Source organism: Streptomyces achromogenes, from assembly GCF_030816715.1.
Lineage (GTDB): Bacteria > Actinomycetota > Actinomycetes > Streptomycetales > Streptomycetaceae > Streptomyces > Streptomyces achromogenes_A.
In genome coordinates, this window is the sequence record NZ_JAUSYH010000001.1 from 1,727,680 (window position 1) to 1,753,836 (window position 26,157).

21 protein-coding genes and 2 pseudogenes are annotated in these 26,157 nt (G+C 72.8%); 6 read left to right on the forward strand and 17 right to left on the reverse strand.

What is annotated here, in order from left to right; translation table 11 throughout:
• Positions 1–8: 8 nt before the first annotated feature.
• The gene (locus tag QF032_RS07810) at positions 9–1,229 is read left to right on the forward strand and encodes an MFS transporter (RefSeq protein ID WP_307055539.1); all 1,221 of its coding nucleotides are present in this window, start codon (positions 9–11) and stop codon (positions 1,227–1,229) included.
• Here QF032_RS07810 and QF032_RS07815 read toward each other — a convergent pair.
• Positions 1,189–1,296 (reverse strand): annotated as a pseudogene (locus QF032_RS07815) (acyl-CoA thioesterase); the annotation flags it as partial. The gene QF032_RS07810 and the pseudogene QF032_RS07815 overlap by 41 nt on opposite strands.
• Position 1,297: 1 nt before the next feature.
• On the opposite strand from QF032_RS07815, the pseudogene QF032_RS07820 reads away from it, so the two are divergent.
• Positions 1,298–1,939: pseudogene (locus QF032_RS07820) on the forward strand (uracil-xanthine permease family protein); the annotation flags it as partial.
• Here the strand turns inward: QF032_RS07820 and QF032_RS07825 are convergent.
• Positions 1,918–3,039 (reverse strand): glycoside hydrolase family 6 protein, encoded by a 1,122-nt coding sequence (locus QF032_RS07825; protein ID WP_307060184.1) that lies wholly within the window; start codon positions 3,037–3,039, stop codon positions 1,918–1,920. The pseudogene QF032_RS07820 and the gene QF032_RS07825 overlap by 22 nt on opposite strands.
• A 143-nt stretch (positions 3,040–3,182) precedes the next feature.
• On the opposite strand from QF032_RS07825, the gene QF032_RS07830 reads away from it, so the two are divergent.
• Entirely contained in the window at positions 3,183–3,896 is a 714-nt protein-coding gene (locus tag QF032_RS07830) for a DUF5995 family protein (protein ID WP_307055541.1), read from the forward strand.
• A gap of 65 nt (positions 3,897–3,961) precedes the next feature.
• Here the strand turns inward: QF032_RS07830 and QF032_RS07835 are convergent, their stop codons facing one another.
• From QF032_RS07835 to QF032_RS07870, 8 genes are all read right to left on the reverse strand, one after another.
• Positions 3,962–5,659: a flavin monoamine oxidase family protein gene (locus QF032_RS07835; RefSeq protein ID WP_306953989.1), complete on the reverse strand. Its 1,698-nt coding sequence runs from the start codon at positions 5,657–5,659 to the stop codon at positions 3,962–3,964.
• Between the two features lie 70 nt (positions 5,660–5,729).
• Positions 5,730–6,518 carry a carbon-nitrogen hydrolase family protein gene (locus QF032_RS07840; protein ID WP_307055543.1) on the reverse strand — a complete coding sequence of 263 codons (789 nt, stop codon included), beginning with the start codon at positions 6,516–6,518 and terminating at the stop codon, positions 5,730–5,732.
• A 196-nt stretch (positions 6,519–6,714) separates the two neighbouring features.
• Complete coding sequence (locus QF032_RS07845) at positions 6,715–7,995, reverse strand: MFS transporter (RefSeq protein WP_307055545.1); 1,281 nt, start codon at positions 7,993–7,995, stop codon at positions 6,715–6,717.
• 106 nt (positions 7,996–8,101) lie between these two features.
• Positions 8,102–9,604, reverse strand: coding sequence for an HAD-IA family hydrolase (locus QF032_RS07850; RefSeq protein ID WP_307055547.1), 1,503 nt, complete (start codon positions 9,602–9,604; stop codon positions 8,102–8,104).
• A gap of 22 nt (positions 9,605–9,626) precedes the next feature.
• Positions 9,627–10,706 carry an ABC transporter ATP-binding protein gene (locus QF032_RS07855; RefSeq protein ID WP_307055549.1) on the reverse strand — a complete coding sequence of 360 codons (1,080 nt, stop codon included), beginning with the start codon at positions 10,704–10,706 and terminating at the stop codon, positions 9,627–9,629.
• Between the two features lie 4 nt (positions 10,707–10,710).
• A complete protein-coding gene (locus QF032_RS07860) occupies positions 10,711–11,523 on the reverse strand; it encodes an ABC transporter permease (RefSeq protein ID WP_307055550.1) in 813 nt (270 codons plus the stop codon).
• Entirely contained in the window at positions 11,511–12,407 is an 897-nt protein-coding gene (locus QF032_RS07865) for an ABC transporter permease (protein WP_306953980.1), read from the reverse strand. The genes QF032_RS07860 and QF032_RS07865 overlap by 13 nt, the downstream gene beginning before the upstream one ends.
• Entirely contained in the window at positions 12,404–13,561 is a 1,158-nt protein-coding gene (locus QF032_RS07870) for an ABC transporter substrate-binding protein (protein WP_307041110.1), read from the reverse strand. The genes QF032_RS07865 and QF032_RS07870 overlap by 4 nt, the downstream gene beginning before the upstream one ends.
• A 221-nt stretch (positions 13,562–13,782) precedes the next feature.
• Here QF032_RS07870 and QF032_RS07875 point away from each other — a divergent pair, with 221 nt between their 5' ends.
• Positions 13,783–14,523 (forward strand): GntR family transcriptional regulator, encoded by a 741-nt coding sequence (locus QF032_RS07875; protein ID WP_306953978.1) that lies wholly within the window; start codon positions 13,783–13,785, stop codon positions 14,521–14,523.
• A gap of 31 nt (positions 14,524–14,554) precedes the next feature.
• Here QF032_RS07875 and QF032_RS07880 read toward each other — a convergent pair whose 3' ends face one another.
• The 6 genes from QF032_RS07880 to rpe all read right to left on the reverse strand — a co-directional run bounded on the left by QF032_RS07880 (position 14,555) and on the right by rpe (position 20,647).
• The gene (locus tag QF032_RS07880) at positions 14,555–15,007 is read right to left on the reverse strand and encodes an Lrp/AsnC family transcriptional regulator (protein ID WP_020128883.1); all 453 of its coding nucleotides are present in this window, start codon (positions 15,005–15,007) and stop codon (positions 14,555–14,557) included.
• A gap of 10 nt (positions 15,008–15,017) precedes the next feature.
• Positions 15,018–16,493, reverse strand: a complete 1,476-nt coding sequence (locus QF032_RS07885; RefSeq protein ID WP_307055552.1) for an amino acid permease — start codon at positions 16,491–16,493, stop codon at positions 15,018–15,020.
• 349 nt (positions 16,494–16,842) lie between these two features.
• The gene (locus QF032_RS07890; RefSeq protein ID WP_306956176.1) at positions 16,843–18,282 is read right to left on the reverse strand and encodes a GuaB1 family IMP dehydrogenase-related protein; all 1,440 of its coding nucleotides are present in this window, start codon (positions 18,280–18,282) and stop codon (positions 16,843–16,845) included.
• A 131-nt stretch (positions 18,283–18,413) separates the two neighbouring features.
• Positions 18,414–18,719 carry a barstar family protein gene (locus QF032_RS07895; protein WP_307041115.1) on the reverse strand — a complete coding sequence of 102 codons (306 nt, stop codon included), beginning with the start codon at positions 18,717–18,719 and terminating at the stop codon, positions 18,414–18,416.
• A 107-nt stretch (positions 18,720–18,826) separates the two neighbouring features.
• On the reverse strand, positions 18,827–19,870 hold the full coding sequence (locus tag QF032_RS07900) for a sugar-binding transcriptional regulator (protein WP_306953974.1): 1,044 nt from the start codon (positions 19,868–19,870) through the stop codon (positions 18,827–18,829).
• Positions 19,871–19,960: 90 nt separating this feature from the next.
• On the reverse strand, positions 19,961–20,647 hold the full coding sequence (gene rpe / locus QF032_RS07905; RefSeq protein WP_307041117.1) for a ribulose-phosphate 3-epimerase: 687 nt from the start codon (positions 20,645–20,647) through the stop codon (positions 19,961–19,963).
• Between the two features lie 161 nt (positions 20,648–20,808).
• Between rpe and QF032_RS07910 the strand changes: the two genes are divergently transcribed.
• A complete protein-coding gene (locus QF032_RS07910; protein ID WP_307055555.1) occupies positions 20,809–22,971 on the forward strand; it encodes an MMPL family transporter in 2,163 nt (720 codons plus the stop codon).
• Between the two features lie 27 nt (positions 22,972–22,998).
• Positions 22,999–24,453, forward strand: coding sequence for an argininosuccinate synthase (gene argG / locus QF032_RS07915; RefSeq protein WP_307041121.1), 1,455 nt, complete (start codon positions 22,999–23,001; stop codon positions 24,451–24,453).
• A gap of 201 nt (positions 24,454–24,654) precedes the next feature.
• On the opposite strand, the gene QF032_RS07920 is transcribed toward argG, so the two are convergent.
• Entirely contained in the window at positions 24,655–26,082 is a 1,428-nt protein-coding gene (locus QF032_RS07920; protein ID WP_306953969.1) for an RsmB/NOP family class I SAM-dependent RNA methyltransferase, read from the reverse strand.
• Positions 26,083–26,157 lie beyond the last annotated feature (75 nt).

The following is a 26,157-nucleotide window of genomic DNA, read 5'->3' on the forward strand; positions in this document are numbered from 1 at the left end:
GCGGGAGAATGAGCGCAGTGGACGACGAGGTCTGTACACCGGCGGAGGTCAAGCGCGCCCGGTACGCCGTGGCGGCCGTGTTCACCGTGCACGGCGCCGTCACCGGGTCCTTCGCCACCCGGGTGCCGTGGATCCAGGACCACGCCGACGTCTCCACCGGCCAGCTCGGCTTCGCCCTGGCCTTCACCGCGTTCGGCGCGGCCTGCGCGATGCCGCTGGCCGGCTCGGTCATCCACCGCTTCGGCAGCCGTACGGCCCTGCGCGGGCTGCTCGCGCTGTGGACGCTGTCGCTCGTCCTGCCCGCCCTCGCCCCGAACCTGCTGACGCTGTGCCTGGCGATGTTCGCCTACGGCGCGACCGCCGGCATGGCGGACGTCGCGATGAACGCCCTCGGTGTGGAGGTGGAGCGGCTGCTCCACAGGTCGGTCATGTCCGGGCTGCACGGCATGTGGAGCGCGGGCGCGCTGATCGGCTCGGCCGGCGGGACGCTCGCCGCCCACCTCGGCGCGGACGCCCGCGTGCACCACGCCCTGGCCGCGGCCGTCCTCACCGGGCTCGGGCTGCTGGCCTGTCAGTGGGTGCTGGACATCCGGCCGGCGGCGGGCGAGGAGCCGCCCCCGCGGTTCGCGCTGCCGCCCCGCTCGGCGCTGCTGATCGGCGCCGTCGGCTTCTGCGCGGTGTTCGCGGAGGGCGCGAGCCTGGACTGGTCGGCGGTGTACCTGCGCGACCGGCTCGAGTCGTCGGCCGGGGTCGCGGCGGCCTGCACGACCGGCTTCATGCTCACGATGGCGGTGGCGCGGATCGTGGGAGACGCGGTGGTCAACCGGTTCGGCGCGGTGCGCACGGTACGGGCGGGCGGGGTGCTGGCCGCACTCGGCGGGCTGCTGATCGTGGTCGCGGATCGTCCGGCGGTGGCCATCGGCGGGTTCGGGCTGATGGGGCTCGGCATCGCGGTCGTCGTACCGCTGTGCTTCGCCGCGGCCGGCCACGGCGGTCCGAACGCCAGTCAGGCCATCGCGGGCGTCGCGACGATCACGTACACCTCCGGACTGATCGCTCCGAGCCTGATCGGCGGGGTGGCCCAGGCGACCAGCCTGACGGCGTCGTTCGTCGTGGTGACGGTGCTGGCGTGCGGGCTCGTGGCCTTCGCGGGCGTGCTGCGCGGCGGGGAGCGGACGGGCGGGAAGGTCAGTCCGCAGGCCGCAGCAGTGCCCGGCCCGCGGCCCTGAAGGCCTCGCTCCAGGGCGCCGGGCGCATGGTCGCGGCGTCCAGCCGGACGAGGACCCGGACGCCCCGCGGCCCCTCGTTCGAGTGGTCGGCGATCCTGGTGGCCCTGCCGGTCGTCATCGCGCTGGTCGCGGAGAACGCGGGGCACGTCAAGGCGGTCGGCGAGATGACCGGCGACAACCTGGACGACCGGCTCGGCACGGCGATCGCCGCCGACGGCGTCGGTTCGATGCTGTCCACGGCGGTGGGCGGGCCGCCCAACACCACCTACTCCGAGAACATCGGCGTGATGGCCGCGACCCGCGTCTACTCGACGGCCGCCTACTGGGCGGCCGCCGGCTTCGCCCTGCTGTTCGGCCTGTGCCCGAAGTTCGGTGCGGTGGTCGCCGCGATCCCCGGCGGCGTCCTCGGCGGCATCACCGTCATCCTCTACGGCATGATCGGCCTGCTCGGCGCGCAGATCTGGCTCAACGCCCGGGTCGATCTGCGCAACCCGCTGAACCTGGTCCCGGCCGCCGCGGGCATCATCATCGGCGTCGGCAACGTCACGATGAAGTTCACCGACACGTTCTCGCTGAGCGGCATCGCGCTCGGCACGATCGTCGTCATCGTCGGCTACCACGCGCTGCGCGCGTTCGCGCCCGCCCATCTCAGAACCCGGCGGCCGCTGCTGGACGAGGGCGTCAGCAGCTACGACGACGCCAGCTCATAGGCGTACGCGGGGCTGAACTCGCCCGCCGCCCCCCTGCAGCCGTCCGACTCCCCCGGAAGCTTCACCCACAGATAGGCGTCGATCCGTGCCTGCCCGGTGTCGAAGGTGGGCGCCCGGCCGATCCTGCGGCCGTCCGGGTCGCACCACTCGCCGTCGGCCGGCGCGCCGTTGCCGTTGCGGCTCGTGTCGATGACCGCGCCCAGGCCCGCCGGACCGCCCAGCGCGTCCAGCACCCGGCGCGCGTAGGCGGCCTCGTCTGCGGTGCCGCGGAAGTTGGACACATTGCTGAAGATCCCGTCGGAGGACGCGGCGGAGGCGGCGCCGGCCTGCTTCAGCAGCGCGGCCTGCTCCGCCGGCGGGTTCCAGTGGGAGTGGCCGGCGTCGTAGTAGACCCGGGCCGCCGGGTTCGCCGCCTTCAACACCCGCCCCGCTCGGGCCAGGGCGGCGAAGCGGTCGGCCCGCGCGCCCGCGTCGAGACAGTCGGCCTGGGCGATCGAGTCCGGCTCCAGGATGACGACCGCCTCGCGGGAGCCGAGGCCTGCGGCGAACCGGTCGATCCAGCCGGCGTAGGCGTCGCTGTCGGGCGCTCCGCCCTCGGAGGCGCCGCCGCAGTCGCGGTCCGGGATCGCGTACGCCACGAGGACGGGGACCCGGCCCTGGGCGGCGGCGTCCGAGGTGACCGCGCGGACCCGGGCGGCGATCGTGCCGGGCGCGTAGTCGGCGAACCAGACCGCGGCCGGCCGGTTCGCGATCCGGGACTCGATGACGGGGGTGCGCGGGTCGGCCGGGTGGTCTCGGACCCAGTCGAGGACCTGGGACTCGGAGTGGCGGTACAGGCCGGTGGACGCGGCCACCGCCCGGGGTTCGCGCGCCGCGCGGCGGCCGGCCGGGGGAGCCGGCGTCGCGACGGGCGAGGCGGTGGAGGGCGCCGCGGAGACGGACGGGGAGGGCGGTGGGGAGGGGGACAGCAGCGTCGCGCCGGCACGCGGCCGGGCGCCGTCGGTGCCGCGGCCGTGACTCCGCTCGTCGCCGTCGCCGAGCGCGGTCACCATCCCGGCCGCGGCGCCGAGGGCGACCACGGCCGAGGCGACTGCGGCCATGGCGGTGCGTCGGCCGGCCCGTCGCTCACGTACCCCTGACACGGTGCTGTTCCCCCTCCCGCGCGACGGACCCGTTCCCCCGTTCCGGGGAAGCGTCGGGCTCGCCGGCACGCGGGCCAGCCTAGGACTGCCACCCTGCCCCCATGCCGCAATTGGAACAGTTCACCGCTCCCTTCGACGCGGGGCCCGGCCCGGCCGGCCCGAGCCTCGACGGCGTGCTCGCCCGGATGCGCGCCCTCGACGCGGCCCTGCCTCCGCGCGACGGGGTCGCGGTCTTCAACCGCGTCTATCTCGCCGTGACCGAGGAGGTCGGCCGGCGCGTCGACCGGGGCCGCTTCCCCGACCCGCACGCCGCGATCACGCTGGACGTACGGTTCGCCGAGCGTTACCTGGACGCGGTGGATCCGGCGCCCGGCGTCCGGCGTCCGCCCGCCTGCTGGCGCCCGCTGCTGCAGTTCCGCCGCCACCCCGGCGTACGCCCGCTGCAGTTCGCCCTCGCGGGCATCAACGCGCACATCGGGCACGACCTCGCGCTCGCCGTCGTGGACGCCTGTCGTAGCCTCGGCTGCGAACCGGCCGCGCTGGAGGACGAGTTCGACCGCGTGGGCGATCTCCTCGTCTCGCTGGAGGAGCGACTCCGCGAAGAGCTGATGCCGGGCCCCGATCTGCTGCAGATCGCCGATCCGCTCACCCATCTGCTCGGGGCCTGGAGCCTGGAGCGTGCCCGGGACGCCACCTGGACGGCGGCCCGGGCGCTGTGGGCGCTGCGCCGACTCCCCGACGTGGCCGTGGAGTTCACCGAGCGCCTCGACACGGCCGTCGGCTTCGCGGGGCGGATGATGCTCACCCCGCTGTGAGGCGCCGGAGGGCGCGGCACCCGCAAAGGCGTGCTGGTGGGGGCTCGCCGGGTGGGGGTGGGGGCTCAGTCCTCCGGGAGTTCCACGGGCGCGATCTCGTCGTACACGTCGCCCGGGCCCGGGTTGGCGGCGTCGGTCGCCCCGCCGAAGTGGTGCATGACGCCCCAGACGGCGTTGAGCGCGGTCTGCACGGCACCCTCGGCCCAGCCGGCCGTCCAGGAGATGTCGTCGCCGGCGAGGAAGACGCCCCGCTTGTCCTCGGGCAGCCGGTCCTGCATGAAGTGGGTGAACAGTCGCCGCTGGTAGCGGTAGTGGCCGGGCAGGTTGGCCTTGAACGCGCCCATGAAGTAGGGCTCGTTCTCCCAGGACACCGTCACCGGGTTGCCGATGACGTGCTTCCTGATGTCGACCTTCGGGTAGATCTCGCCGAGCGACTTCAGCATGACCTCCATCCGCTCGTTCGCGGACAGCGGCAGCCACTTCAGGCTGTCGTCGCACCAGGTGTACGAGAGGCAGATGACGGCGGGCCGGTCGGGGCCGTCGTCGAGCAGGTACGTCCCGCGCGTCATACGGTCGGTGAGGGTCATCGACATGACGTCCCGGCCGGTGGTCCCGTCCTTGTCGAGCCAGAACGGCCGGTCGACGGGCACGAACAGCTTGCTGGACTCCATGTAGTGGGTGCGCTCGATCGCGGTCCAGTGGTCGATCGGGAAGAGCGAGTCGTCGCAGGCGATCTTCGACAGCAGCATCCAGGACTGGGCGGTGAAGACCGCCGCCCGGTAGGTGCGGATGTCGCCGTTGGCGTCGGTCACGGTGATCCGGTCGCCCGCGGTGCGGTGCAGCCGGGTCACGGCCGGGCGCGGCTCGCCGCCCTCGTGCAGCGAGCTGAGCGAGGTGCCGTAGGGCCAGTGGACGATCTTCTCCGGTTCGCGTTCCCACAGGCGCAGCGGCAGCTGCTGGGAGCCGCCGACGATGCCGCGGTGGTGGTCGTCGGCCTCGGTGTAGACGACGCGCAGGATCTCCAGGATGGAGTTGGGGAAGTCGGTGTCCCAGCCGCCGGTGCCGAAGCCGACCTGGCCGAAGATCTCCCGGTGGCGGAAGGACCGGAAGGCCTCGGAGTCGCAGAGGAAGCCGTAGAAGGTCTGGTTGTCGAGCTTCTCGACGAGTTTCGCCCAGATCTCGCGGATGCGCGGCACGTCCCGCTCGCGCATGGCCCGGTTCATGTCGGAGAAGTCGGCGCCCTCTTCGAGGCACGTGTTCCAGGCGGCGGCGACGTCACGGTAGACCTGTGGCAGGTCGCCGATCGTCTCGGCGTAGTGCGACTCGCCCTTGAGGTCGACGACCGTCGAAGGGGTGGCCTCCGCGAGGGGGTTGGGGAACGGCCGGGTCTCCAGTCCCACCAGGTCGATGTAGTGCTGGAGCGCCGTGGAGGACGGCGGGAAGCGCATCGCGCCCATCTCGGCGGTGAGGGAGGGGTCGCAGCCCTCGAAGCCGACGGTGCGCAGCCGTCCGCCGATCCGGTCGGCCTCGTAGACGACCGGCTTGAGCCCCATCTTCATCAGCTCGTACGCGGCCACGATGCCGGACAACCCGCCGCCGATGACGGCGACCTCGGCGCCGTGCTCGGTCGCCGGGATCTGGCCGAGGCCCGCCGGATGGGCGAGGAAGTCGTCGTAGGCGTACGGGAAGTCCGGACCGAACATGGTGATCGGCGGCTGCTGCTCGTCTGCGTGCTCGACGGCGTTGGGCACGGTGGACGTCATGGGGTGCGGACTCCTTGCGGCAAAGATGAGCGGAGGGTGTGCGGCGTACGGCGGGCCGACGGGCCGGCGGTCAGACCAGGGACCCGTAGAGGCCGGGGCGGCGGTCCCGCAGGTAGGGGTTGGCCTCGCGGGAGGCGGCGAGGGCGACCGGGTCGGCGTCGGCGAACACCAGTTCCTCGGCGCGGCCGGCGCGCGCCCGGGCGATCCCGTCGGGACCGGCCAGCGTGGAGAGTCCGACGAACTCGAACTCCCCTTCCCGGCCGACCCGGTTGACGTAGGCGATGTACATCTGGTTCTCGAAGGCGCGCACCGGGATCATCGACTCGGCGACGAACTGGAAGGGATGCATCTGCGCGGTCGGCACGACGAGCAGGTCGGTGCCGGCCAGCGCGTGCGCCCGCACGTTCTCCGGGAACTCGACGTCGTAGCAGATCAGCAGGCCGACGGTGAGGCCGTTCAGCTCGGCCTGGACGACGGGCTGCCCGCCCTCGGTGAAGTGGTCGCGCTCGAAGCAGCCGAAGAGGTGGGTCTTGCGGTAGTTCGCGAGGCGGCCGCCGTCGGCGGAGATCAGCTGGACCGCGTTGTGGACGGTCCCGCCGGAGCGCTCCGGGTAGCCGTAGGCGATCGCGATGCCGTGCCGTGCGGCGGTCCCGGCGACGGCGTCCGCGCAGTCGCCGTCGGCGGGTTCGGCGAGGCGGGCGACGTCGTCGCCGATGGCGTACCCGGTGAGGAACATCTCCGGCGTGACGAGCAGCCCGGCGCCCGCGGCGGCGGCCCGGTCGGCGGCCTCGTCGAGGACCTTGAGGTTCTCGACGACGGAGCCGGGGCGGCCGGAGCTCTGGAGCAGGGCGGTGCGCATGCGTGATCCTCACCGGACGAAAGGGTGGTTGTGGGGGCCACCTAGACGGTACGGGCGGCCGCGCGGGCCGGACAAGGAGGAGCCGTTGCGCGACGGTGAGCGGTTCGTTGCGTGCGCGACGGGTGGGACGGCGATTCGTTGCGCGTCTCCCCGCGTTCCCCTCTCCCGGGCCCGCCGACAGAGCGCTCGCTCGTCCTCAGTCCCCTCTCCCCCGGCCCTGCGGCAGGGCACGCGACCGCCCTCTCCCCCGGCCCCGCGGCAGCGCACCCGTCCCCTTCCGCCGCAGGCCCACCGCCAGGGCCGTGAGCAGATACGGCAGCGCGCACAGGGCGAACACGGTGCCGTGCGAGAACCGCGCACCGAGGACGCCGTACGCGCCGTACACCGCGACGGTCACCAGCTCGGTGCCCAGGCCGGCGATCGAGGTCAGGGTGGCCCGTGCGGTGCCCTCGATGCGCTGCTGGAGCCGGACGTCGGCCAGGACGGTCGCCGTCTGGAAGCCGCCGAAGGCGAGGCCGACGAGGACGATGCCGGCCTGCGCGCCCGTCAGCGCGCCGGCCGCGAGGGCGAGCGCGGCGCAGACGAGGACCGCCGCCAGGCCGGTGCGGCCGAGGCGCTCGGCCGCACCGGCCAGCAGGCTGCCCGCCGTCACACCGGCCCAGATCACCATGAGCAGGTAGGGGACGGCCGTGTCCGCCGCGCCGGTCTCCCTGACCAGCAGCGGGGTGTACTCGTCGAGCGCGCCCCACACCGCGGTGACGGCGGGGACGAGCAGCAGCGCGCCGAGCGGGGGACGGTCCCGGCGCAGTCCGGCGAGTCCGGCCGGTCCGCAGAGACCGGTGCGCATCCGCCGGGTCCAGCCCTCGTCGGGCTCGTCCCCGTCGGCGGCCGTGCGCTGGTCCTCGCCCTCACCGCCGCCGGGGCCCTCACCGCCGGGGCCCTCACCGCCGACGGTGCCGCTCCCGGCGGGCGGCCGGGTGCGGTGCTCCGGGAAGCAGGCCGCCGTCGCGGCGCAGAGCAGGCACGCCAGCACGCTGGCCGCGCCGACGGCCGGGTATCCGCCGGCCGCGAACACCGGGCCGGCCAGCCCCGTCGCCGCCATCACGGCCACCTGGCCCACCGCGTGCGCGCGCCCCATGACCGCGGCGTACCGGTCGGCGGCGCCGGCCCCGTCCAGCTCCTCGTAGACCAGCGCCTCCAGCGCGCCGGAGCCCAGCGCGCCACGGGCGCCCCACAGGACGAAGCCGGCCGCGAAGGCCCCGTACGAGGGGAACAGCACCCACAGCGCGAAGCCGGCCGCGCCCAGGAGCGGGCCGGTCCACAGCAGCAGCCGCCGGGAGACGGCGTCCGCCCAGGCGCCCGAGGGCACCTCGAGCAGGACGCCGGTCAGCGACCACAGCACGAAGAGGGAGGAGATCTGCCCGACGGACAGCCCGGCGTCCGCGAACAGCAACGCGTACACCGGGTAGAGCAGCACGAACTCGTCGAGGAACGCGTACGCGTAGAGCGTGGCGGTCAGTCGACGGACGCCGGAGCCGGTCGTGGATCAATGTCGCCAGGTCATGCCGTCGATGGTAGGCGGTTCACGCCCCGTCGCCCACCGATTTTCCGCAGACGGCCGCGGGGGTGACCGCGAAGGTGGTGATCACCGCGGCGTGGTCGGAGGGCCAGTCGTTGTCCTCGACGTCCGGCCAGGGCCGGATGCCGCCGGTCACCAGGGTCCGCGAGTCGAGCACCCGCAGGCCGCGGTGGAGCACGAAGTCGATCCGGTCCTGCGGTTCCGGTCGGCCGCTGCCGTCCTCGTGCTCGGCGTGCACCGGGGACCAGGTGTGACCGGGCTCCCGCACGGGGTCGGGGTGCGCCTCGCGGTAGGAGTCGGCGAAGCCCGCCGTCTCGGCGGCCCTCGTCACCGGCCACCCGACGTCCGGCCGGTCCAGGTGGGAGGGGCAGTTGAAGTCGCCGACGAGGACGACGGGCAGGTCGGGGCCCTCTTCGATCCGGCGCAGGGCGTCCCCGAGCCGCGCGAGCCGGCCCTCCTCGTGGGCGGTCAGGGCGTCCGCGGCGAGCCCGTCGAAGGCGGCCTCGTAGGGCCCGTAGGGCGCGCAGTCCAGGTGGACCGTCCACACGTCCACCTCCACCTCCACGTCCGCGTCCACCTCGCCGCCACGGACCCGGATCCGGGCGCCCGCCGCTCCGTAGAAGCCCACGTCCGGGTCGCCGAGGGCGGCCGTGACCGGGTGGCGGCTGATGATCCCCAGGTTCTCCCCGGCCCGGTGGTGGTGCCAGCCGAGGGCCTCGGCGAGCTCCTCGGCGGCGCTGCCGTACGTCTCCTGGAGGCCGACCACGTCCACGTCGGCCTCGGTGAGTACCTTGAGCTGCTTGGCCCGGTGGTCGCGGACCTTGGTTCCCCCGTACCAGAGGTTCCACGTCATGACGCGAAGCCGGCGCGGCAGCAGGGAGCGGAGCCGGTCGGGGGTGACGCCTTCCAGACCGGCCACGACGGTCCGTCCGGGGGCCGGCGCGATCGGCGCGAGCGAAGGCACCGCCAGCACCGCGCACCCGGCCGCCTCGGCGGAGGCCACCCCGGTCTCGGTGTCCTCGACGGCGACACAGGCCGCGGGGTCGACGCCGAGGGCGGCGCAGGCCGCGAGGTAGGGGTCGGGGGCGGGCTTGGTGTGCTCGGTGTCGTCGGCGGTGACGGTGACGGCGAACCGGCTCGCGCCGAGCGCGTCGAGCACGAGGTCGGCGACCGCCCGGGGCGACGCGGTCACCAGCGCCGTCGGCACGCGCTCCCTGGCCAGGGCGTCGAGCAGGGCGAGCGCGCCGGGGCGCGGCACGACGCCGGCGCGCACGCGGTCCGCGAACTCGCGGTGCAGCGCCCCGGCGAGGCCCGCCGCCGGCCGGCCGGTGCCGGCGGCCAGCCAGCGGGCGGTGTGTTCGACGGGGCGGCCGAGCACCTCCGGCCGGTCCGCCTCGGTCAGCGGCCGTCCGGCGACCCGTTCCACCGCCTCCCACCACACCCGCTCGGTGTCGACGAGCGTGCCGTCCATGTCGAACAGGGCGGCCTGGAGCGGGAGTCGGGTCACGGTTTCCTCTTTCGGCACGGGATCAGGAAGCACGTTCGGCCACGAGCACGGGGCGGTCCGGCAGTGACACGGTCACCGTCGTCCCCGCCGCGAGTTCGGCGGCCTCGTGGGCGGGCAGGTCGGCCTTGACCTCGGTGCCGTCGGCGAGCCGCACGGTGAGCCGGACGGCCGCGCCCAGGAAGGAGCCGGCGACGACGCGGGCGTCTCCGGCGGCCTCGGCCCGCACCCGCACCGCCTCCGGCCGCACCAGGACGTCCACCTCGGTCACGGCCGGCACCCGGCCGTCGACGGGCAGCCGCCGCCCGAGCACCTCGACTCCGTCGCCGTCCAGGTGTCCCGGGATCCGGCTCGTCGTGCCCACGAACTCGGCGACGAAGGCCGTGACGGGCCTGCCGTACAACTCCGCCGGGGCGGCGCACTGTTCGAGGCGTCCGGCGTGCATCACGGCGACCCGGTCCGCCATGGACAGGGCCTCCTCCTGGTCGTGGGTGACGAACAGGGTGGTGATGCCGAGCTCCTGCTGGAGCCGCCGGATCTCCTCGCGCAGGGTCAGCCGCACCTTGGCGTCGAGCGCGGAGAGCGGCTCGTCCAGGAGCAGGACCCGCGGGCGCAGGGCGAGCGCGCGGGCCAGCGCGATGCGCTGCTGCTGACCGCCGGAGAGCTGGTGCGGGAACCGCGCGCCCTTGTCGGCGAGGCCCACGAGGTCCAGCAACTCCGCGGCCCTCGCCCGCCGTTGGGGACCGCGCACTTTGCGCATCCGCAGCCCGAAGGCCACGTTGTCGAGCGCGTCGAGGTGCGGGAAGAGGCTGTACGACTGGAAGACCATTCCGGCGTCCCGGCGGTGGGCCGGGACCCGGGTGACGTCCTCGCCGTCGACGAGCACCGCACCGGAGTCGGGGTGTTCGAATCCGGCGAGCACCCGCAGCGCGGTGGTCTTGCCGCAGCCGGAGGGGCCGAGCAGGGCGAGGAGTTCACCCGGCCGGACGGTGAGGTCGAGGCCGTCGAGGGCGACGGTCGGACCGAACTCCCGCCGCAGCCCCCGGAATTCGACGGTCGCCGCCTGCATCGCGGCCTTGGTCGCTGTCGTATCGAGCACGGTCATGGGTTCATCCCCGGGAAGTAGGACGGGTGCGCCCGCCGAAACCGGCGAGGACGAGGAGGAGTGCCCAGGTCACGAGCAGGCTGAGCACGGACACGGCGACGGACAGCTGGGCCTGCGAGCCGCTGACGTTCACGATCCAGACGGCGAAGGGCCGGAAGCCGAGCAGTTGCGCCACGGTGAACTCACCGAGCACCAGGGCCAGGGTGAGGAAGGAGGCGTTGAGCAGCGCGCCGCGCAGGTTGGGCAGCACGGCCCTGACCAGCGCCTGCGGCCAGCCGGCGCCGCAGCTGCGGGCGGCCTCGACGAGGGTGCGCACATCGACGGAGCGCAGTCCCGCGTCCAGGGCGCGGTACACGAACGGCAGCGCCATCACCACGTACGCCAGCACGAGGACGACCGGGAAACCGGGGTCCTGGATCGCCACGAACGTCTGGAACAGCGGGGTGCGCGAGAAATGCTCGGGACCCCACTTCAGCACCGTTCCGATGCCGGCGACGAACGCGATGGGCGGCACCACCAGCGGAAGCGAGCACACCACCTCGACGACCGGCCGCAGCCGGGGCGAGCCCAGCCGCAGCGCCACCATGGCGGGCACCATCAGCAGCAGGACGACGGCGATGGTGGCGGCGGCCAGCTCCAGCGAGAGCAGCAGACTGGCCCCGAAGCCGTCGGTGGCGAAGATCTGCGTGTAGGCGTCGAAGGTGACGCCCTGCCCGGGCACGTCGACGGTGAAGACGACCGACGCGGCCAGCGGCACCAGGAAGTACAGTCCGGCGAGGCCGAGGACACCCCACCGCCACAGGTTCAGGCGAGCCATCGCGCGCTCCGTCGTTGCAGGGGCAGGTACACGGCCATGACCAGTCCGGCGACCAGGACCATGTCGAGGCTGAGGGCCAGCGCCACGTTCTCCTGCCCGACGAGGACGTTGCCGGAGATGGCGTCGGCGATCTGGAGGGTGACCAGCGGGATGGAACTGCCCACCATGGCCGCGGCGGTGGCGTACGCGGCGAAGGCGCTGCCGAAGAGCAGCACGAGGCCGCCGAGCAGCGAGGGCAGCAGAACGGGCAGGGCGACGTGCCGCCAGTACTGCGCGGACGTCGCGCCGTTGTTCTGCGCCGCCTCACGCCACTGGGAGCGCAGTCCCTCCAGGGCGGGGGTGATGGTGAGCACCATCAGCGGGATGAGGAAGTACAGGTAGACGATCACCAGTCCCCAGAAGCTGTACAGGTCCCAGCCCCGGTCGGTGAGACCGAACTGCCGGGTCAGCACACCCGCGTTGCCGAGCGTGGCGACGAAGGCGAACGCCAGCGGGACCCCGCCGAAGTTGGCCAGCACCCCGGAGGCGGTGAGCACGGCCTCGCGCAGCGCGCGGAAGCGGGAGGTCACGACGGCCTGGGCGAGCGGCAGCCCGAGCAGGGCCCCCAGCGCGGCCGACACGGCGGACAGTTTCACGCTGCCGAGCAGGGCCGTCAGATACGCGCCCCGCAGGGAGGCCGTCAGGTTGTCGGCCGTGTAGGACGTGGCGCCCGTGGCCGGGTCCTTGGCGGTGAACGCGCCGTCCAGCATGGCCACGGCGGGCAGTCCGAAAGCGAGCGCGGTGAAGGCGAGCAGCGGGACGACGGCGAGCCAGCCGAGGGCACGGCGCCGCCGCTTCACCAGAGCGGCGGCCGCCGTGTCGACCCGTACGGCGGTGGTGGTCATCCGGAGACGGCCTTGGCCCAGCCCTGCCCGAGGACCGTCTTGGCCTTGCTCTGCTGGGCCTCGGTCGGGAAGGCGGGCGTCCCGGACACCTCGGGCAGCTTGGCGGCCGCCGCCTTGTCGAGGGTGCCGGCCTTCTCCATGGCGGTCATCAGGGCCGGCCGGGCGTACCCCTTGAGCCACAGGTTCTGGCCCTCGGCGCTGTAGAGGTACTCCTGCCACAGGCGGGCCGTCGCCGGGTGCGGGGCGTCCTTGTTGATCGCCTGGGAGTAGTACTGGGAGAACTGGCCGTCGCTCGGCACGGACACCTTCCAGTCGACGCCCTTGGACGTGAACTCGTCGGCGTATCCGGCGTTGAGGTAGTCCCAGTCGATGCTGATGGGCGTCTCGCCCTTCTCGACGGTGGCCGGGGTCGACTCGACGGGCGTGTAGTTGCCGTTCTTCTTCAGCTTGGCGAAGAAGTCGAGGCCGGGCTGGATGTCGTCGAAGGAGCCGCCGCCCGCGAGGGCCGCCGCGTAGACGCCGCCGAACGCGGAGCCGGACTTGGTGGGGTTGCCGTTGAGGGCGACCTGACCCTTGTACTGCGGCTTGAGGAGGTCCGCGAAGGTGGTGGGGCAGGCCTTGACGCGCTTGGCGTCGCAGCCGATGGAGATGTAGCCGCCGTAGTCGTTGTACCAGCGGGCCTGCGCGTCCTTCTGGCCCTCGGGGATGTCCGCGAAGGAGGCCACCTTGTAGGGGGCGAGCAGCCCTTGCTGGGCGGCGCTCAGCGCGAAGGAGCTCCCGAGATCGAGGACGTCCGGCGCGCGGTCCTGGCCCTTGCGGGAGGTGACGGCGTTGATCTCGTCCTGGCTCGCGCCGTCCGGGTTCTCGACCGCGACCTTGATGCCGTACTTCTTCTGGAACCCGTCGATGAGGGCGCCGTAGTTGGCCCAGTCGCGGGGCAGCGCGATGGCGTTGAGCGTGCCCTCCTTCTTCGCCGCCTTCACCAGCGCCTCGAGTCCGCCGAAGTCGGCGGCGGAGGTGGCGGTGGCGGCGTTCTTGCCGTCGGCGGTGGTGGAGGTGGTGTCGGGGGCGGCGCCACAGGCGCTCAGGGCGAGTGCGGCGACGGCGGCAAGGGCGCCGCCACGGACGGCGGTTCTCGGCAGGGGCACGGTCACGGCTTCTCCAGGGGACGCGCGAGAATGCAGCAGACAGGGCGGGATGAGACGAACTTGTCTGAACAAGTTGGCCCCAGTACGCACGCCGCTGATGTCCCCTCGGTAAACACCGGCGAAACCCTGTGCCCTGATTTCACGGACAGTTGCGACGTCCGCCGAACGGTCCGACAGGTCGACTAGGCTGGTCAAACTGTGTACAGCCGTCGACGCAGAGGGGAAGCATGGCCGCGCGACACGAGGAGATCGCCGACGAGCTGCGCCGGGCGATCGACCGCGGAGAGTACGCGGTCGGCGCGCGGCTGCCCGCCGAAACCGACCTCGCGGCGCACTACGGCGTCTCCCGCGGCACGGTCCGCCAGGCCGTGGCGGCGCTGACCGCCGAGGGACTCATCGGCTCCCGCCAGGGCGCCCGCCGGGTGGTCCTGGCCAGCCGCCGCAGCCAGAGCTTCGCCGAGCTGCGCAGCTTCGCCCAATGGGCGCGCGCGATGGGCCGTGAGGCGAGTGGCCGGGTGGTCGCACAGGAGTACCGCCCGGCCACCGCGGAGGACGCCGTGCATCTCCATCTGCGCGCCGGCACGCCCCTGTTGCGCGTCCTGCGGCTGCGCGGCCTGGACGGCGAGCCGGTGCTCGTGGAGCGGACCGTGTACGCGGACTGGATCTCCCCGGCCGTCGAGGCGATCGAGCCGGACTGCCCGTCGGTGACCCAGCGCCTCCTCGACGACACCGGCCTGGTCTTCGCCTACGGCGAGCACGTCATCGACGCGGTGGCGGCGGGCGCCCGGGACGCCGACCTGCTCGGCGTGCGCCGCACGAGCCCCCTGCTGCGGGTCCGCCGGGTCACGACGACCCGCGAGGGCCGACCGGTGGAGTGGTCGGACGACCGCTACCGCCCGGACGCCGTCAGCTTCAGCGTGCACAACTCGATAGGGAACAACGCCCTGGCCCGCAAGACGGCCGAGTAGGCCGCCGCGGGCCCGCTCGACGCGGATCGGATCAGGTCGGCGAGCCCGCGGAGAAGCGGCGCAGCAGCGGGGAGAGCACCAGCACGGACTTCGTCCGCTCCACGAACGGCTCGCCCGCGATGCGCTCCAGCACGCGCTCGAAGTGGCGCATGTCGGCGGCGAAGACCTGGGCCACCGCGTCCGCCTCCCCGGTGACGGTGGAGGCGGCGACGACCTCCTGGTAGCGCTCGAGACCGCGTTGGATGGTCTCCGGGGAGGTGTTGCGCCGGCAGTAGATCTCGACGAAGCCCTCGGTCTCCCAGCCGAGGGCGGCAGGGTCGACCCGCACGGTGAAGCCGGTGATGGCGCCGGTGGCCCGCAGCCGGTCCACGCGCCGTTTCACGGCGGGCGCGGACAGGCCGACCAGCTGCCCGATGTCCGCGAAGGAGCGGCGGGCGTCCTCGGCGAGGGCGTGCACGATGCGTTCGTCGAGATCGTTCAGCACAGTGGGTCGTTCACTTCTCGGATGGCGCGGGGGTCGCGAGTCGGGAGCGGCGGTGGCCGTAAAGGAAGTAGAACACGAGCCCGACCCCCATCCAGACACCGAACACCACCCAGGTGACGGCCGACAGGCTGCCCATCATCCAGACGCACAAGCCGAAGCCCAGGGCCGGCAGGACCGGGGACAGCGGAACCCGGAAGGTCCGCGGCATCTCGGGACGGGTCCGGCGCAGCACCACGACCGCGATGTTGACGAGGCCGAACGCGAACAGCGTCCCGATACTGGTGGCGTCCGCCAGCCGGCCCAAGGGGATCGCGGCGGCCAGCACCCCGCAGAACAGCGACACGATCACCGTGTTGGCGCGGGGCGTGCCGGTCCTCGGGTGGACGCGGGAGAACACCTGGGGCACCAGACCGTCCCGGGACATCGCGAACAGGATGCGGGTCTGGCCGTACAGCACGGTCAGGACGACGCTCGCGATGGCGATGACCGCGCAGAAGGCGAGGAGGGTGCCCCAGAAGGACTGGCCGGTCACCTCCCGCATGATCTGCGAGAGCGCGGCCTCGGAGTCGCCGAACCGCTGCCAGGGCTTGGCGCCCACGGCGACGGCCGCGACGAGGACGTACAGCGCCGTCACGATGACGAGCGACAGCATGATCGCGCGGGGCAGGTCGCGCTGCGCGTTCTTCGCCTCCTCGCCGGCGGTGGAGGCGGCGTCGAAGCCGATGTACGAGAAGAACAGCGTCGCTCCGGCCGCGCTGACGCCCGCCATGCCGAGCGGCATGAAGTGCGCGTAGTTGCCGGAGCGGAAACCCTGGACGCCGATGGCGCAGAACAGCACCAGCGCGGCGATCTTCACGGCCACCATGACGGTGTTGGCGCGTGCCGACTCCTTGGCGCCGCCCAGCAGGAACGCCATGGCCAGCAGGACGACGAGCAGGGCGGGCAGGTTGAAGACGCCCCCGTCGCCCGGCGGCGCGGACAGCACGTCGGGGATGGTCACGCCGATCGTCCCGTCGAGCAGTTCGTTGAGGTACTCGCCCCACCCGACGGCGACGGCGGCGACCGAGACGCCGTACTCCAGCACCAGACACCAGCCGCAGACCCAGGCGATCAGCTCGCCCATCGTTGCGTATGCGTACGAGTACGAGGACCCGGCGACCGGGATCGTGCCGGCCAGCTCGGCATAGGACAGCGCGGAGAAGAGCGCGGTGAGACCGGCGATCACGAACGAGAGGGTGACGGCCGGACCGGCCTTGGGGACGGCTTCGCCGAGGACGACGAAGATGCCGGTGCCGAGCGTGGCACCAATGCTGATCATGGTGAGCTGCCACAGTCCGAGGGTGCGCCGGAGGGTGCCTCCCTCCCCCTGGCCGCCCTCGGCCACCAGGCGTTCCACGGGTTTGCGCCGCATGAGCCGCGCGACGGCCCCCGGGCGTGCCGAGGCGGTGTGACTGCTCTGCTGCGCGGGTGCGCCTTGGTCGAGCACGCGCTGACTCCTTCGTCGCTGCCTCTCGGCGCGACGGGGACCGGCGGCGCACCCGCGCGAGCGGGAACCCACCGAGCGGGGTCCCCGCCACGCCACGTACAGCGCACGACTGTACGAGCAGGGCCGTAGCGCTCGTAATGCTGCAACCTTGCGCGCACACGCAAGATCGTTGCGTCTGTCGCACGAAGGTGCGTGTTCGTTGCAGGCCGGCTGAACGCACCCCGTCCTGGGGCCGTGAGGCCTCCGCTTCGCGGCTCCGCCGGGGCGGGCGCGACCGGCCCCGGCGGACCGGCACCCGACGGCCGGCCCCACCGGCGGAGCCGCGACGCGCAGACCTACCGGCTCGGACCTACCAGCTCGCGTGCAGCGGCTTGCCCTCCGCGTAGCCGGCCGCGCTCTGAATTCCGACGACGGCCCTCTCCGCGAACTCCTCGAGGGAGCCGGCGCCCGCGTAGGTGCAGGAGGAGCGGACGCCCGCGATGATCGAGTCGACCAGGTCCTCGACGCCCGGGCGGACCGGGTCGAGGAACATCCGGGAGGTGGAGATGCCCTCCTCGAACAGCGCCTTGCGGGCCCGGTCGTAGGCGGACTCCTCCGAGGTGCGGTTGCGGACCGCCCGCGCGGAGGCCATGCCGAAGGACTCCTTGTAGGGACGCCCGTTCGCGTCGTGCTGGAGGTCGCCCGGGGACTCGTAGGTGCCCGCGAACCAGGACCCGACCATGACGTTGGAAGCGCCCGCGGCGAGCGCCATGGCGACGTCACGGGGGTGGCGGACACCGCCGTCGGCCCACACGTGCTTGCCGTGCTTCCTGGCCTCGGCCGCACACTCCAGGACGGCCGAGAACTGCGGCCTGCCCACGCCGGTCATCATGCGGGTGGTGCACATGGCGCCGGGGCCCACACCGACCTTGATGATGTCGGCGCCCGCCTCGATCAGGTCCCTGACGCCCTCGGCCGAGACGATGTTGCCGGCGACGATCGGCACCTGCGGGTCGAGCGCGCGCACGGTGCGGACGGCGCTGATCATCGACTCCTGGTGACCGTGCGCGGTGTCGATGACGAGTGTGTCCACGCCCGCGTCGAGCAGCTGCTTGGCCTTGCCCGCGACATCGCCGTTGATCCCGACGGCCGCCGCGATGCGCAGCTTGCCGTCGGCGTCGACGGCCGGCGTGTACAGGGTGGCGCGCAGGGCGCCCTTGCGGGTCAGGATGCCGGCGAGCTTGCCCTCCCGGTCGACGGCGGGGGCATAGCGCCGGTTGGCCGCGTCGAGGGTGTTGAAGGCCTCGCGCGGGTCGATGCCGGCGTCCAGGAGCAGCAGGTCGCGCGACATGACGACCTCGAGCTGCGTGAAGCGGTCGACGCCGGTGAGGTCCGCGTCGGTGACGACGCCCACGGGGCGGAAGTCCTCGTCGACGACGACGCCCGCGTTGTGGGCGCGCTTGGGCAGCAGGGCGAGGGCGTCCGCCACCGTCTGGTGCGGGGCGAGCACGATGGGGGTGTCCAGCACCAGGTGCCGGCTCTTGACCCAGCCGACGACGTCGGCGACGACGTCGATGGGGATGTCCTGCGGGATCACGACGAGCCCGCCGCGCCGGGCCATGGTCTCGGCCATCCGGCGGCCCGCCACGGCGGTCATGTTGGCGACGACCAGCGGGATCGTGGTGCCCGTGCCGTCCGGAGCGTTGAGGTCCACGCTCTGCCGTGACCCGACCGCGCTGCGGCTCGGCACCATGAAGACGTCGTCGTAGGTGAGGTCGTGGGCGGGCTGGATGTCGTTGAGGAAACGCACGTGCTGCACATCCCGGTCGATCAGAGGTGACCCCCGGACAGGTCAGCCAGGGGGAGAAGCACGTACTTCATTCTCCCACGAAGGCGGCGATGTGATGCCCGGACGGAACGTCCAAGCAGCTCACCGGGGTGTTAGGAGGATCCTCCGAGGGCGAGCACGACCGACAGCGCGGGGGTCCGGTCCGCCGCCGCGGCGAACACCTCCTGCGCGATCTCCCACTCCTCCGGCCGCGTCCTGGCGTACGGGCGCCAGTTCCGCACGACCACCAGCACGGGTCCCGACTCGGGTCCGTCCGGCAGGCCGGCGAGACTGTCGGCGAGGGCGTCCCAGTTGCGCGCGAACCGGTCGGACAGCTCCAGGTGGCCGGCGCAGCGTTCCATCAGGCCTGCTTTGTCCGTGACGCCGTCGAGGTCCAGCGTGAGCACGTGCTCCGTCATTCAGGCACCGTCCTGAGCCAGTCGTGGGGGGGGTGGCGGGGGGAAACGGCGGGGTGAGGGGAACGGCAGAGGGGACGGCCCCAGCGACCGCCCCCTCTGATCGTCCGTCAGCTCCCGTCCGGATCCGCCCGGTTGAGGGCCGGCTTGGGCGTCGGCCCCGCCGTCATCAGATAGTCGGCCGCGGAGGTGTCCGTCACCAGGCTGGTGACGAGCCCGGACCGCAGCACGGCGTCGATCGCGGCCGCCTTGCGCTGGCCGCCCGCGATCGCGACGACCTCGGGAATCCTCCGCAACTGGTCCGTCTTGACCGTGATGCACCGCTCCCCGAGGTCACGTCCGACCCTGCGGCCGTCGGCGTCGAAGAGGTGCGCGGACATCTCCGCGGCGACGCCGAGCGAGGCGTAGTGCGCCCGCTCCTCGTCGCTCAGCATGTCGTGCACCGTCGAGATGCCCGGCTCCCAGGAGCCGATGGAGACACAGGCGACCGTGACCTTGTCGAAGTACTCGAAGGCCCGGGCGATCCCGGTCTGGTGGCGCAGCGCGGTCGCGGTGGCCACGTCCGGCAGCAGCATCGGCGCGTAGATGGGGTGCGCGTCGCCGCCGGACACCTGGGCGGCGCGGCGGACGGCCTCGACCGAGCCGCGCTCGGCGGTGCCGGCGTCGTACACACCCGTCAGCTGCACGACCGTGCAGGGCGGCAGCCGGTCCAGCGCCGCCGCCATGTGGATGGTGGACCGGCCCCAGGCCAGCCCCAGGACGTCCCCCTCGTCGACCAGTTCGCCGAGCAGGTCGGCGGCCACCTCTCCCAGGTTCTCGGGATCCGTGGCCTCCTCGGCCTCGGCCGGGGACTCGACCACGACGGCGTGCCTGAGGCCGTAACGGGCGCGGAGCGCGTCGGAGCGCTCGGCGTCCAGTTCGGCCGGCACGCGGATCTCGATTCGTACGAGATCCCGTTCGAGGGCGGTCTCCAGCACCCGGGCCACCTTGAAGCGGCTGACGCCGAACTCCTCCGCAATCTGGATCTTGGACTTTCCCTCCAGGTAGAAGCGGCGGGCCATGGCCGCCGCCTGCACCAGCTCAGCGGGTCCCATCCGCATGGCTGACCGGCCCGCCGACATACCCGACACGGCGATCTCCTCACTGCTGTTCACACTCTGGATACGCCGTTCATCCTCGCAGATCCGGCGCACTTGATCAGCTCTGATGAGAGCCGTTCACATTCCTGTCGGTAACTGGTCGGTTCAGTGGCGGCACGCCCATGAGGCTCCCGCGGTCGCCTTCTCCGCCTGAGCCCGCAGGCCACGGACCGCCTCGGCCGGGTCGTCGGCCCCGTAGACGGCGGATCCGGCCACGAAGACGTCGGCGCCCGCCTCGGCGCACCGTTCGATCGTGGCGGCCGACACCCCGCCGTCGATCTGCAGCCAGAGGTCGAGTCCGTGCTTGCTGATCAACTCGCGGGTGCGGCGGATCTTCGGCAGCATGATGTCGAGAAAGGCCTGACCCCCGAAGCCCGGTTCGACGGTCATGATCAGCAGCATGTCGAGTTCGGGCAGCAGGTCCTCGTACGGCTCGATGGGCGTCGCGGGCCTGAGCGCCATGGAGGCGCGGGCGCCCTTGGCGCGGATCTCGCGTGCGAGCCGCACCGGCGCGGCGGCCGCCTCGACATGGAAGGTGACGGACGAGGCGCCCGCCTCGACGTACTGCGGGGCCCATCGATCAGGGGCCTCGATCATCAGATGGCAGTCCAGCGGAGTGTCCGTCGCACGGGCCAGTGACTCTACGACCGGCACACCGAGCGTGAGGTTCGGGACGAAATGGTTGTCCATGACGTCGACGTGGAGCCAGTCGGCTCCTTCGACCGCCTTCGCCTCGTCCGCGAGGCGGGCGAAATCGGCGGACAGGATGCTGGGGTTGATCTGCGGGGCCATGACCCAAGCCTGCCATGCCCCTCAGGGGTTGCGGGCACCGGTTCCGCGGGGGGAACGTGGTGCGTCGTCCGCGGGCCCGCCCCGGCCGATCGCACACCTCCCCGCGCCCCGCACCGGGCGCGGTCCCACGCGGCGGCGACAGACCGGTTCGGGGGGTAGTCATGGCCGGGAACCACGGTATCGCCCACCTCGTCTGCGGGCGGCGTGCGAAGTGGCTGGTGCTGGCGCTGTGGGTGGTGGTGCTGTTCCTGACCGCGCCCTTCGCGCAGAAGCTCGCCGACGCGCAGGACAACGACGCGGCCTCCTGGCTGCCGGGCTCGGCGGAGTCCACCCAGGTCCTGGAGATCTCGAAGGACTTCCGGCCCGAACAGATCCCCGCCGTCGTCGTCTACGCCCGTGACGGCGGCCTGACCACGCAGGACCGGGCCGCGATCGACCGGGACGCCGCCGAGCTCAGGGGTCTCGGCGACCACGGCATCCGCGGCGCCGAGACCCGCGGTCCCGTCTACGACCGTGCGGCCGATCCGCGGGCCGCGCAGATCTTCGTGCCGATCACCATGGACGAGCAGGGCTGGCAGCGCATCGCCCCGGCCGTCGACTCCATCCGTGACGTCGTCGGCGACGGCGGCGCCGGACTGGCCGTGCACATCACCGGCCCCGGCGGCACGTCGGCGGACTTCTCGGAGGCCTTCGAGGGCATCGACTCCACGTTGCTGGTGTCGGCGATGGCCGTCGTCGTCGTCATGCTCCTGATCACCTATCGCAGCCCCAGCCTCCTGCTCGTCCCGGTGATCGGCGTGGTCGCCGCCCTGTTCACCGCACAGGCGCTCATCTACTTCCTCGCCCAGCACGCGGGCCTCACGGTGAACGGGCAGAGCGCCGGCATCCTCACCGTGCTCGTGTTCGGCGCGGGCACCGACTACGCCCTGCTGCTGGTGGCCCGTTACCGGGAGGAGCTGCGCCGTCACGAGGACCGGCACGAGGCGATGGCCCTGGCCCTGCACCGCGCGGGCCCCGCAGTCCTGGCGTCGGGCGCCACGGTCGTCCTGAGCATGCTGGTGCTGCTGGCCGCCGAGATGAACTCCACCCGCGGCCTCGGCCCGGTCGCGGCCATCGGGGTTGCGGTGGCGCTGATCGCGATGATGACGCTCTTCCCGGCCCTGCTGGTCATCTGCGGTCGCTGGATCTTCTGGCCGGTGATCCCGCACTTCGGCTCGGACGAACCGACCGAACACGGCGTCTGGGCCCGTACGGGCCGGAGTTTCGCCCGCCGCCCTCGCATGATCTGGGCCGTGACGGCCCTCGTGCTGGCGGTCTGCTCGCTCGGCCTGATCCAGTTGCGCGCGGAGGGCATCAGCAACGCGGACGCCTTCACCGGCACACCGGACTCGATCACCGGCCAGAAGGTGTCGGGCCGGTACTTCCCCGCCGGCAGCGGGGACCCGCTGATGATCGTCTCCGACCAGGACCGGGCCGCAGAGGTGCGCCGGGCGGTCGCCGGGACCGAAGGCGTCGTGCCGGCCTCCCTCGGTGTGCCGCCGGGCGCGAAACCCGTCCACGAGGGCCAGGTGCTCCTCGAGGCGACCATGACCGCGCCGGCGGACAGCGAGGCCGCGAAGCAGACCGTGGAGCGGGTCCGCGACGCCGTGCACGAGGTATCCGACGCCGACGCCCTGGTGGGCGGCGGCACGGCGGCCCTGCTGGACATGGACAAGGCGACCACGCACGACAACCTTCTGATCATTCCGCTGGTGCTGGTCGTGGTCCTGCTGATCCTCTGCGGGCTGCTGCGCGCCCTGATCGCCCCGCTGGTGCTGGTGGGGACGGTGATCCTGTCCTTCGCCGCGGCCCTCGGCATCAGCGCGCTGGCGTTCCGCCATGTCTTCGACTACGCGGGCGAGGCCACCGACTTCCCACTGTTCGTCTTCGTGTTCCTGGTGGCCCTGGGCATCGACTACAACATCTTCCTGACCACCCGTATCCGCGAGGAGGCCGCCCGGCAGGGCACCCGCGCGGGCGTGGTGACGGGCCTGGCGGCGACCGGCGCCGTGATCACCTCGGCGGGCCTGGTGCTGGCCGGCACCTTCGCCGCCCTCGGCACGCTGCCGATGGTCGCCTTCGCGGAGATCGGCTTCGCGGTGGCCCTGGGCGTGCTCCTGGACACCTTCATCGTGCGGTCGGTGCTGGTCACCTCGCTGTTCCTGGACATCGGCCCGAAGGTGTGGTGGCCGCACCGGCTGTCCCGGGAGCCGGGCGGGCATCCGGAGGCGGTGCGGAGCGGCGGGCAACCCGAGGCAGCCCGGAAGGACGAGCCCTTTGCATGACCATGCGAGTTCATGCATAATCTTCCTATGTCCAAGGTCCTCACCTCCCTTCCCGCCGGCGAGCGCGTCGGCATCGCCTTCTCCGGCGGGCTCGACACCTCCGTCGCGGTCGCGTGGATGCGCGACAAGGGCGCCGTCCCGTGCACCTACACCGCCGACATCGGTCAGTACGACGAGCCCGACATCGCCTCGGTGCCCGGCCGCGCGAAGACCTACGGCGCGGAGATCGCCCGCCTGGTCGACTGCCGCGCCGCGCTGGTCGAGGAGGGCCTTGCCGCGCTCACCTGCGGGGCGTTCCACATCCGCTCGGGCGGGCGCTCCTACTTCAACACCACCCCGCTCGGCCGTGCCGTCACCGGCACCCTCCTGGTGCGGGCGATGCTCGAGGACGACGTCCAGATCTGGGGCGACGGCTCGACCTTCAAGGGCAACGACATCGAGCGGTTCTACCGCTACGGCCTGCTCGCCAACCCGCACCTGCGGATCTACAAGCCCTGGCTGGACGCGGACTTCGTGACCGAGCTCGGCGGCCGCAAGGAAATGTCGGAGTGGCTCGTCGCCCACGACCTGCCCTACCGGGACAGCACGGAGAAGGCGTACTCCACCGACGCCAACATCTGGGGCGCCACCCACGAGGCCAAGACCCTGGAGCACCTGGACACCGGCGTCGAGACCGTCGAGCCCATCATGGGCGTGCGGTTCTGGGACCCGTCGGTGGACATCGCCGCCGAGGACGTGACGATCGGCTTCGACCAGGGCCGCCCGGTGACGGTCAACGGCAAGGAGTTCGCCTCCCCCGTCGACCTGGTGATGGAGGCCAACGCCATCGGCGGCCGGCACGGCCTCGGCATGTCCGACCAGATCGAGAACCGCATCATCGAGGCCAAGAGCCGCGGCATCTACGAGGCGCCCGGCATGGCCCTGCTGCACGCGGCCTACGAGCGCCTGGTCAACGCGATCCACAACGAGGACACCGTCGCCCAGTACCACAACGAGGGCCGGCGCCTCGGCCGCCTCATGTACGAGGGCCGCTGGCTGGACCCGCAGGCGCTGATGATCCGCGAGTCGCTCCAGCGCTGGGTCGGCGCGGCCGTCACCGGCGAGGTGACCCTGCGGCTGCGGCGCGGTGAGGACTACTCGCTCCTCGACACCACCGGTCCGGCGTTCAGCTACCACCCGGACAAGCTGTCGATGGAGCGCACCGAGGACTCCGCGTTCGGCCCGGTGGACCGGATCGGCCAGCTCACCATGCGCAACCTGGACATCGCCGACTCGCGCGCCAAGCTGGAGCAGTACGCCGGCCTCGGTCTGATCGGCACCGGCAGCCCCGCCATCGGCGCGGCCCAGGCGGCCGCGACCGGCCTCATCGGCACCATGCCGGAGATGCCGGAGGGCGGCGCCGAGGCCATCGCGTCGCGCGGCGAGGTCTCCGAGGACGACGCGCTGCTGGACCGCGCCGCGATGGAGTTCGGCACGGACTGACCCCTACGGGGGCACCCGGCCACGCGGAAGGCCGGCCGCACACCGTGGGTGTGCGGCCGGCCTTCCGCGTGATCCCGTACGGACCCCAGCTGCCCCTGCGCACGAGCCCGTACGCCCGTCAGCCCGCCCCTGCGCACGAGCCCGCACGAGCCCGTCGGCCCCCGGCCGCCCTGCGCACGGCTCGCACGGCTGGCGCGGAGCTCAGCCGGTCTTCCTGATCAGGGCCAGGTACATGGCGTCGGTGCCGTGCAAGTGCGGCCACAGCTGGACGTCCGGGCCCTCGCCCAGCGCCGGCACGCCCGGCAGCAGCGGCCGCGCGTCGATCAGCTCGGCCTGCGGGTACTGCTTGAGGATGTCGGAGACCACGGCCCGGGTCTCGGCGAGATGCGGCGAGCAGGTGGCGTACCCGACGACGCCGCCGACCCGGACGGACTCCAGCGCGGTACGCAGCAGCCCGCGCTGCAGCGGGGCGAACCCGTCGAGGTCCTCCGGCCGACGCCGCCACCGCGCCTCGGGCCGCCTGCGCAGCGCGCCGAGCCCGGTGCACGGCACGTCCATCAGCACCCGGTCGAACGACCCGGGCCGCCACGGCGGACGCGTGCCGTCGGCGGCGATGACCTGACTGGGCCCGGGGTTCCCGGCCAGGGCTTTGGCGACCAGACCCGCCCGGTGCGGCTGCTTCTCGGAGGCGAGCAGGAGGGCCCCCCGCTCGGCGGCGAGCGCGGCGAGCAGCGCCGCCTTGCCGCCGGGTCCGGCACAGCCGTCCAGCCACTTCGTGTCGGGCCCGTCGAGCGGCGCGGCGGCCAGGGCGAGCGCCACGAGCTGGCTGCCCTCGTCCTGCACCCCCGCCCGCCCGTCCCGTACGGCGTCGATGGCGCCGGGCTCGCCGCCCTCGGTGAGCCGCACGGCGTACGGCGACCAGCGCCCGGCGACCGCCGCGTCCTCCCGGAGGAGCTCCTCCGTCGTGGCGCGCCCGGGCCGGGCGACGAGCGTCACCTCGGGCCGCTCGTTGTCGGCCTCCAGCAGGTCCTCGATGCCGGCCCGCCCGCCGCCCAGGGAGTCCCACAGCGCGGAGACCACCCAGCGCGGGTGCGAGTGCACGACGGCGAGGTGGTCCTCGGGGTCGTCGTCGTAGGGCGGTGCGACCTTCTCGATCCACTCGTCCAGGTCGTGCTGGGCGACCTTGCGCAGCACGGCGTTGACGAACTTGGCGCGCCCGTCGCCGAGCACGACCCGCGCGAGGTCCACCGAGGCGGACACGGCCGCATGGGTCGGGATGCGCGTCCCCAGCAGCTGGTGCACACCGAGGCTCAGGACGTCGAGGACCGGCGGATCCACCTCGCGCAACGGCCGGTCGACGCACGCGGAGATGACGGCGTCGTACGTCCCCTGCCGGCGCAGCGTCCCGTAGACCAGCTCGGTGGCGAGAGCCGCGTCGCGCCCGTCGAACTTCTCGGGCCCCTCCTTCTCGCGTGCCTTGCGCAGCAGCGGCGGCAGCACGAGGTTGGCGTACGCGTCCCGTTCGTCCACGGCACGCAGGGCCTCGAAGGCCAGCAGACGGACGGGGTCCTTCTGGGGCCGGCGGTAGGGCTTGCCCGGCTTACGGGGACGTTGGGGCTGCTCGCTCACGGGAAAGGTGCTCCGGATGACAGAAGGGAAAGGTGCGTCGAGAGGGACATCGAGGACGACGGCTCGGGCAAGCGC

Excerpts from the sequence above, each read along its gene's own strand:
- QF032_RS07810 (WP_307055539.1), top strand. The coding sequence starts at position 9 with ATGAGCGCAGTGGACGACGAGGTCTGTACACCGGCGGAGGTCAAGCGC.
- QF032_RS07825 (WP_307060184.1), bottom strand. The coding sequence starts at position 3,039 with ATGGCCGCAGTCGCCTCGGCCGTGGTCGCCCTCGGCGCCGCGGCCGGG.
- QF032_RS07830 (WP_307055541.1), top strand. The coding sequence starts at position 3,183 with ATGCCGCAATTGGAACAGTTCACCGCTCCCTTCGACGCGGGGCCCGGC.
- QF032_RS07835 (WP_306953989.1), bottom strand. The coding sequence starts at position 5,659 with ATGACGTCCACCGTGCCCAACGCCGTCGAGCACGCAGACGAGCAGCAG.
- QF032_RS07840 (WP_307055543.1), bottom strand. The coding sequence starts at position 6,518 with ATGCGCACCGCCCTGCTCCAGAGCTCCGGCCGCCCCGGCTCCGTCGTC.
- QF032_RS07855 (WP_307055549.1), bottom strand. The coding sequence starts at position 10,706 with ATGACCGTGCTCGATACGACAGCGACCAAGGCCGCGATGCAGGCGGCG.
- QF032_RS07860 (WP_307055550.1), bottom strand. The coding sequence starts at position 11,523 with ATGGCTCGCCTGAACCTGTGGCGGTGGGGTGTCCTCGGCCTCGCCGGA.
- QF032_RS07865 (WP_306953980.1), bottom strand. The coding sequence starts at position 12,407 with ATGACCACCACCGCCGTACGGGTCGACACGGCGGCCGCCGCTCTGGTG.
- QF032_RS07875 (WP_306953978.1), top strand. The coding sequence starts at position 13,783 with ATGGCCGCGCGACACGAGGAGATCGCCGACGAGCTGCGCCGGGCGATC.
- QF032_RS07895 (WP_307041115.1), bottom strand. The coding sequence starts at position 18,719 with ATGACGGAGCACGTGCTCACGCTGGACCTCGACGGCGTCACGGACAAA.
- rpe (WP_307041117.1), bottom strand. The coding sequence starts at position 20,647 with ATGGCCCCGCAGATCAACCCCAGCATCCTGTCCGCCGATTTCGCCCGC.
- QF032_RS07910 (WP_307055555.1), top strand. The coding sequence starts at position 20,809 with ATGGCCGGGAACCACGGTATCGCCCACCTCGTCTGCGGGCGGCGTGCG.
- argG (WP_307041121.1), top strand. The coding sequence starts at position 22,999 with ATGTCCAAGGTCCTCACCTCCCTTCCCGCCGGCGAGCGCGTCGGCATC.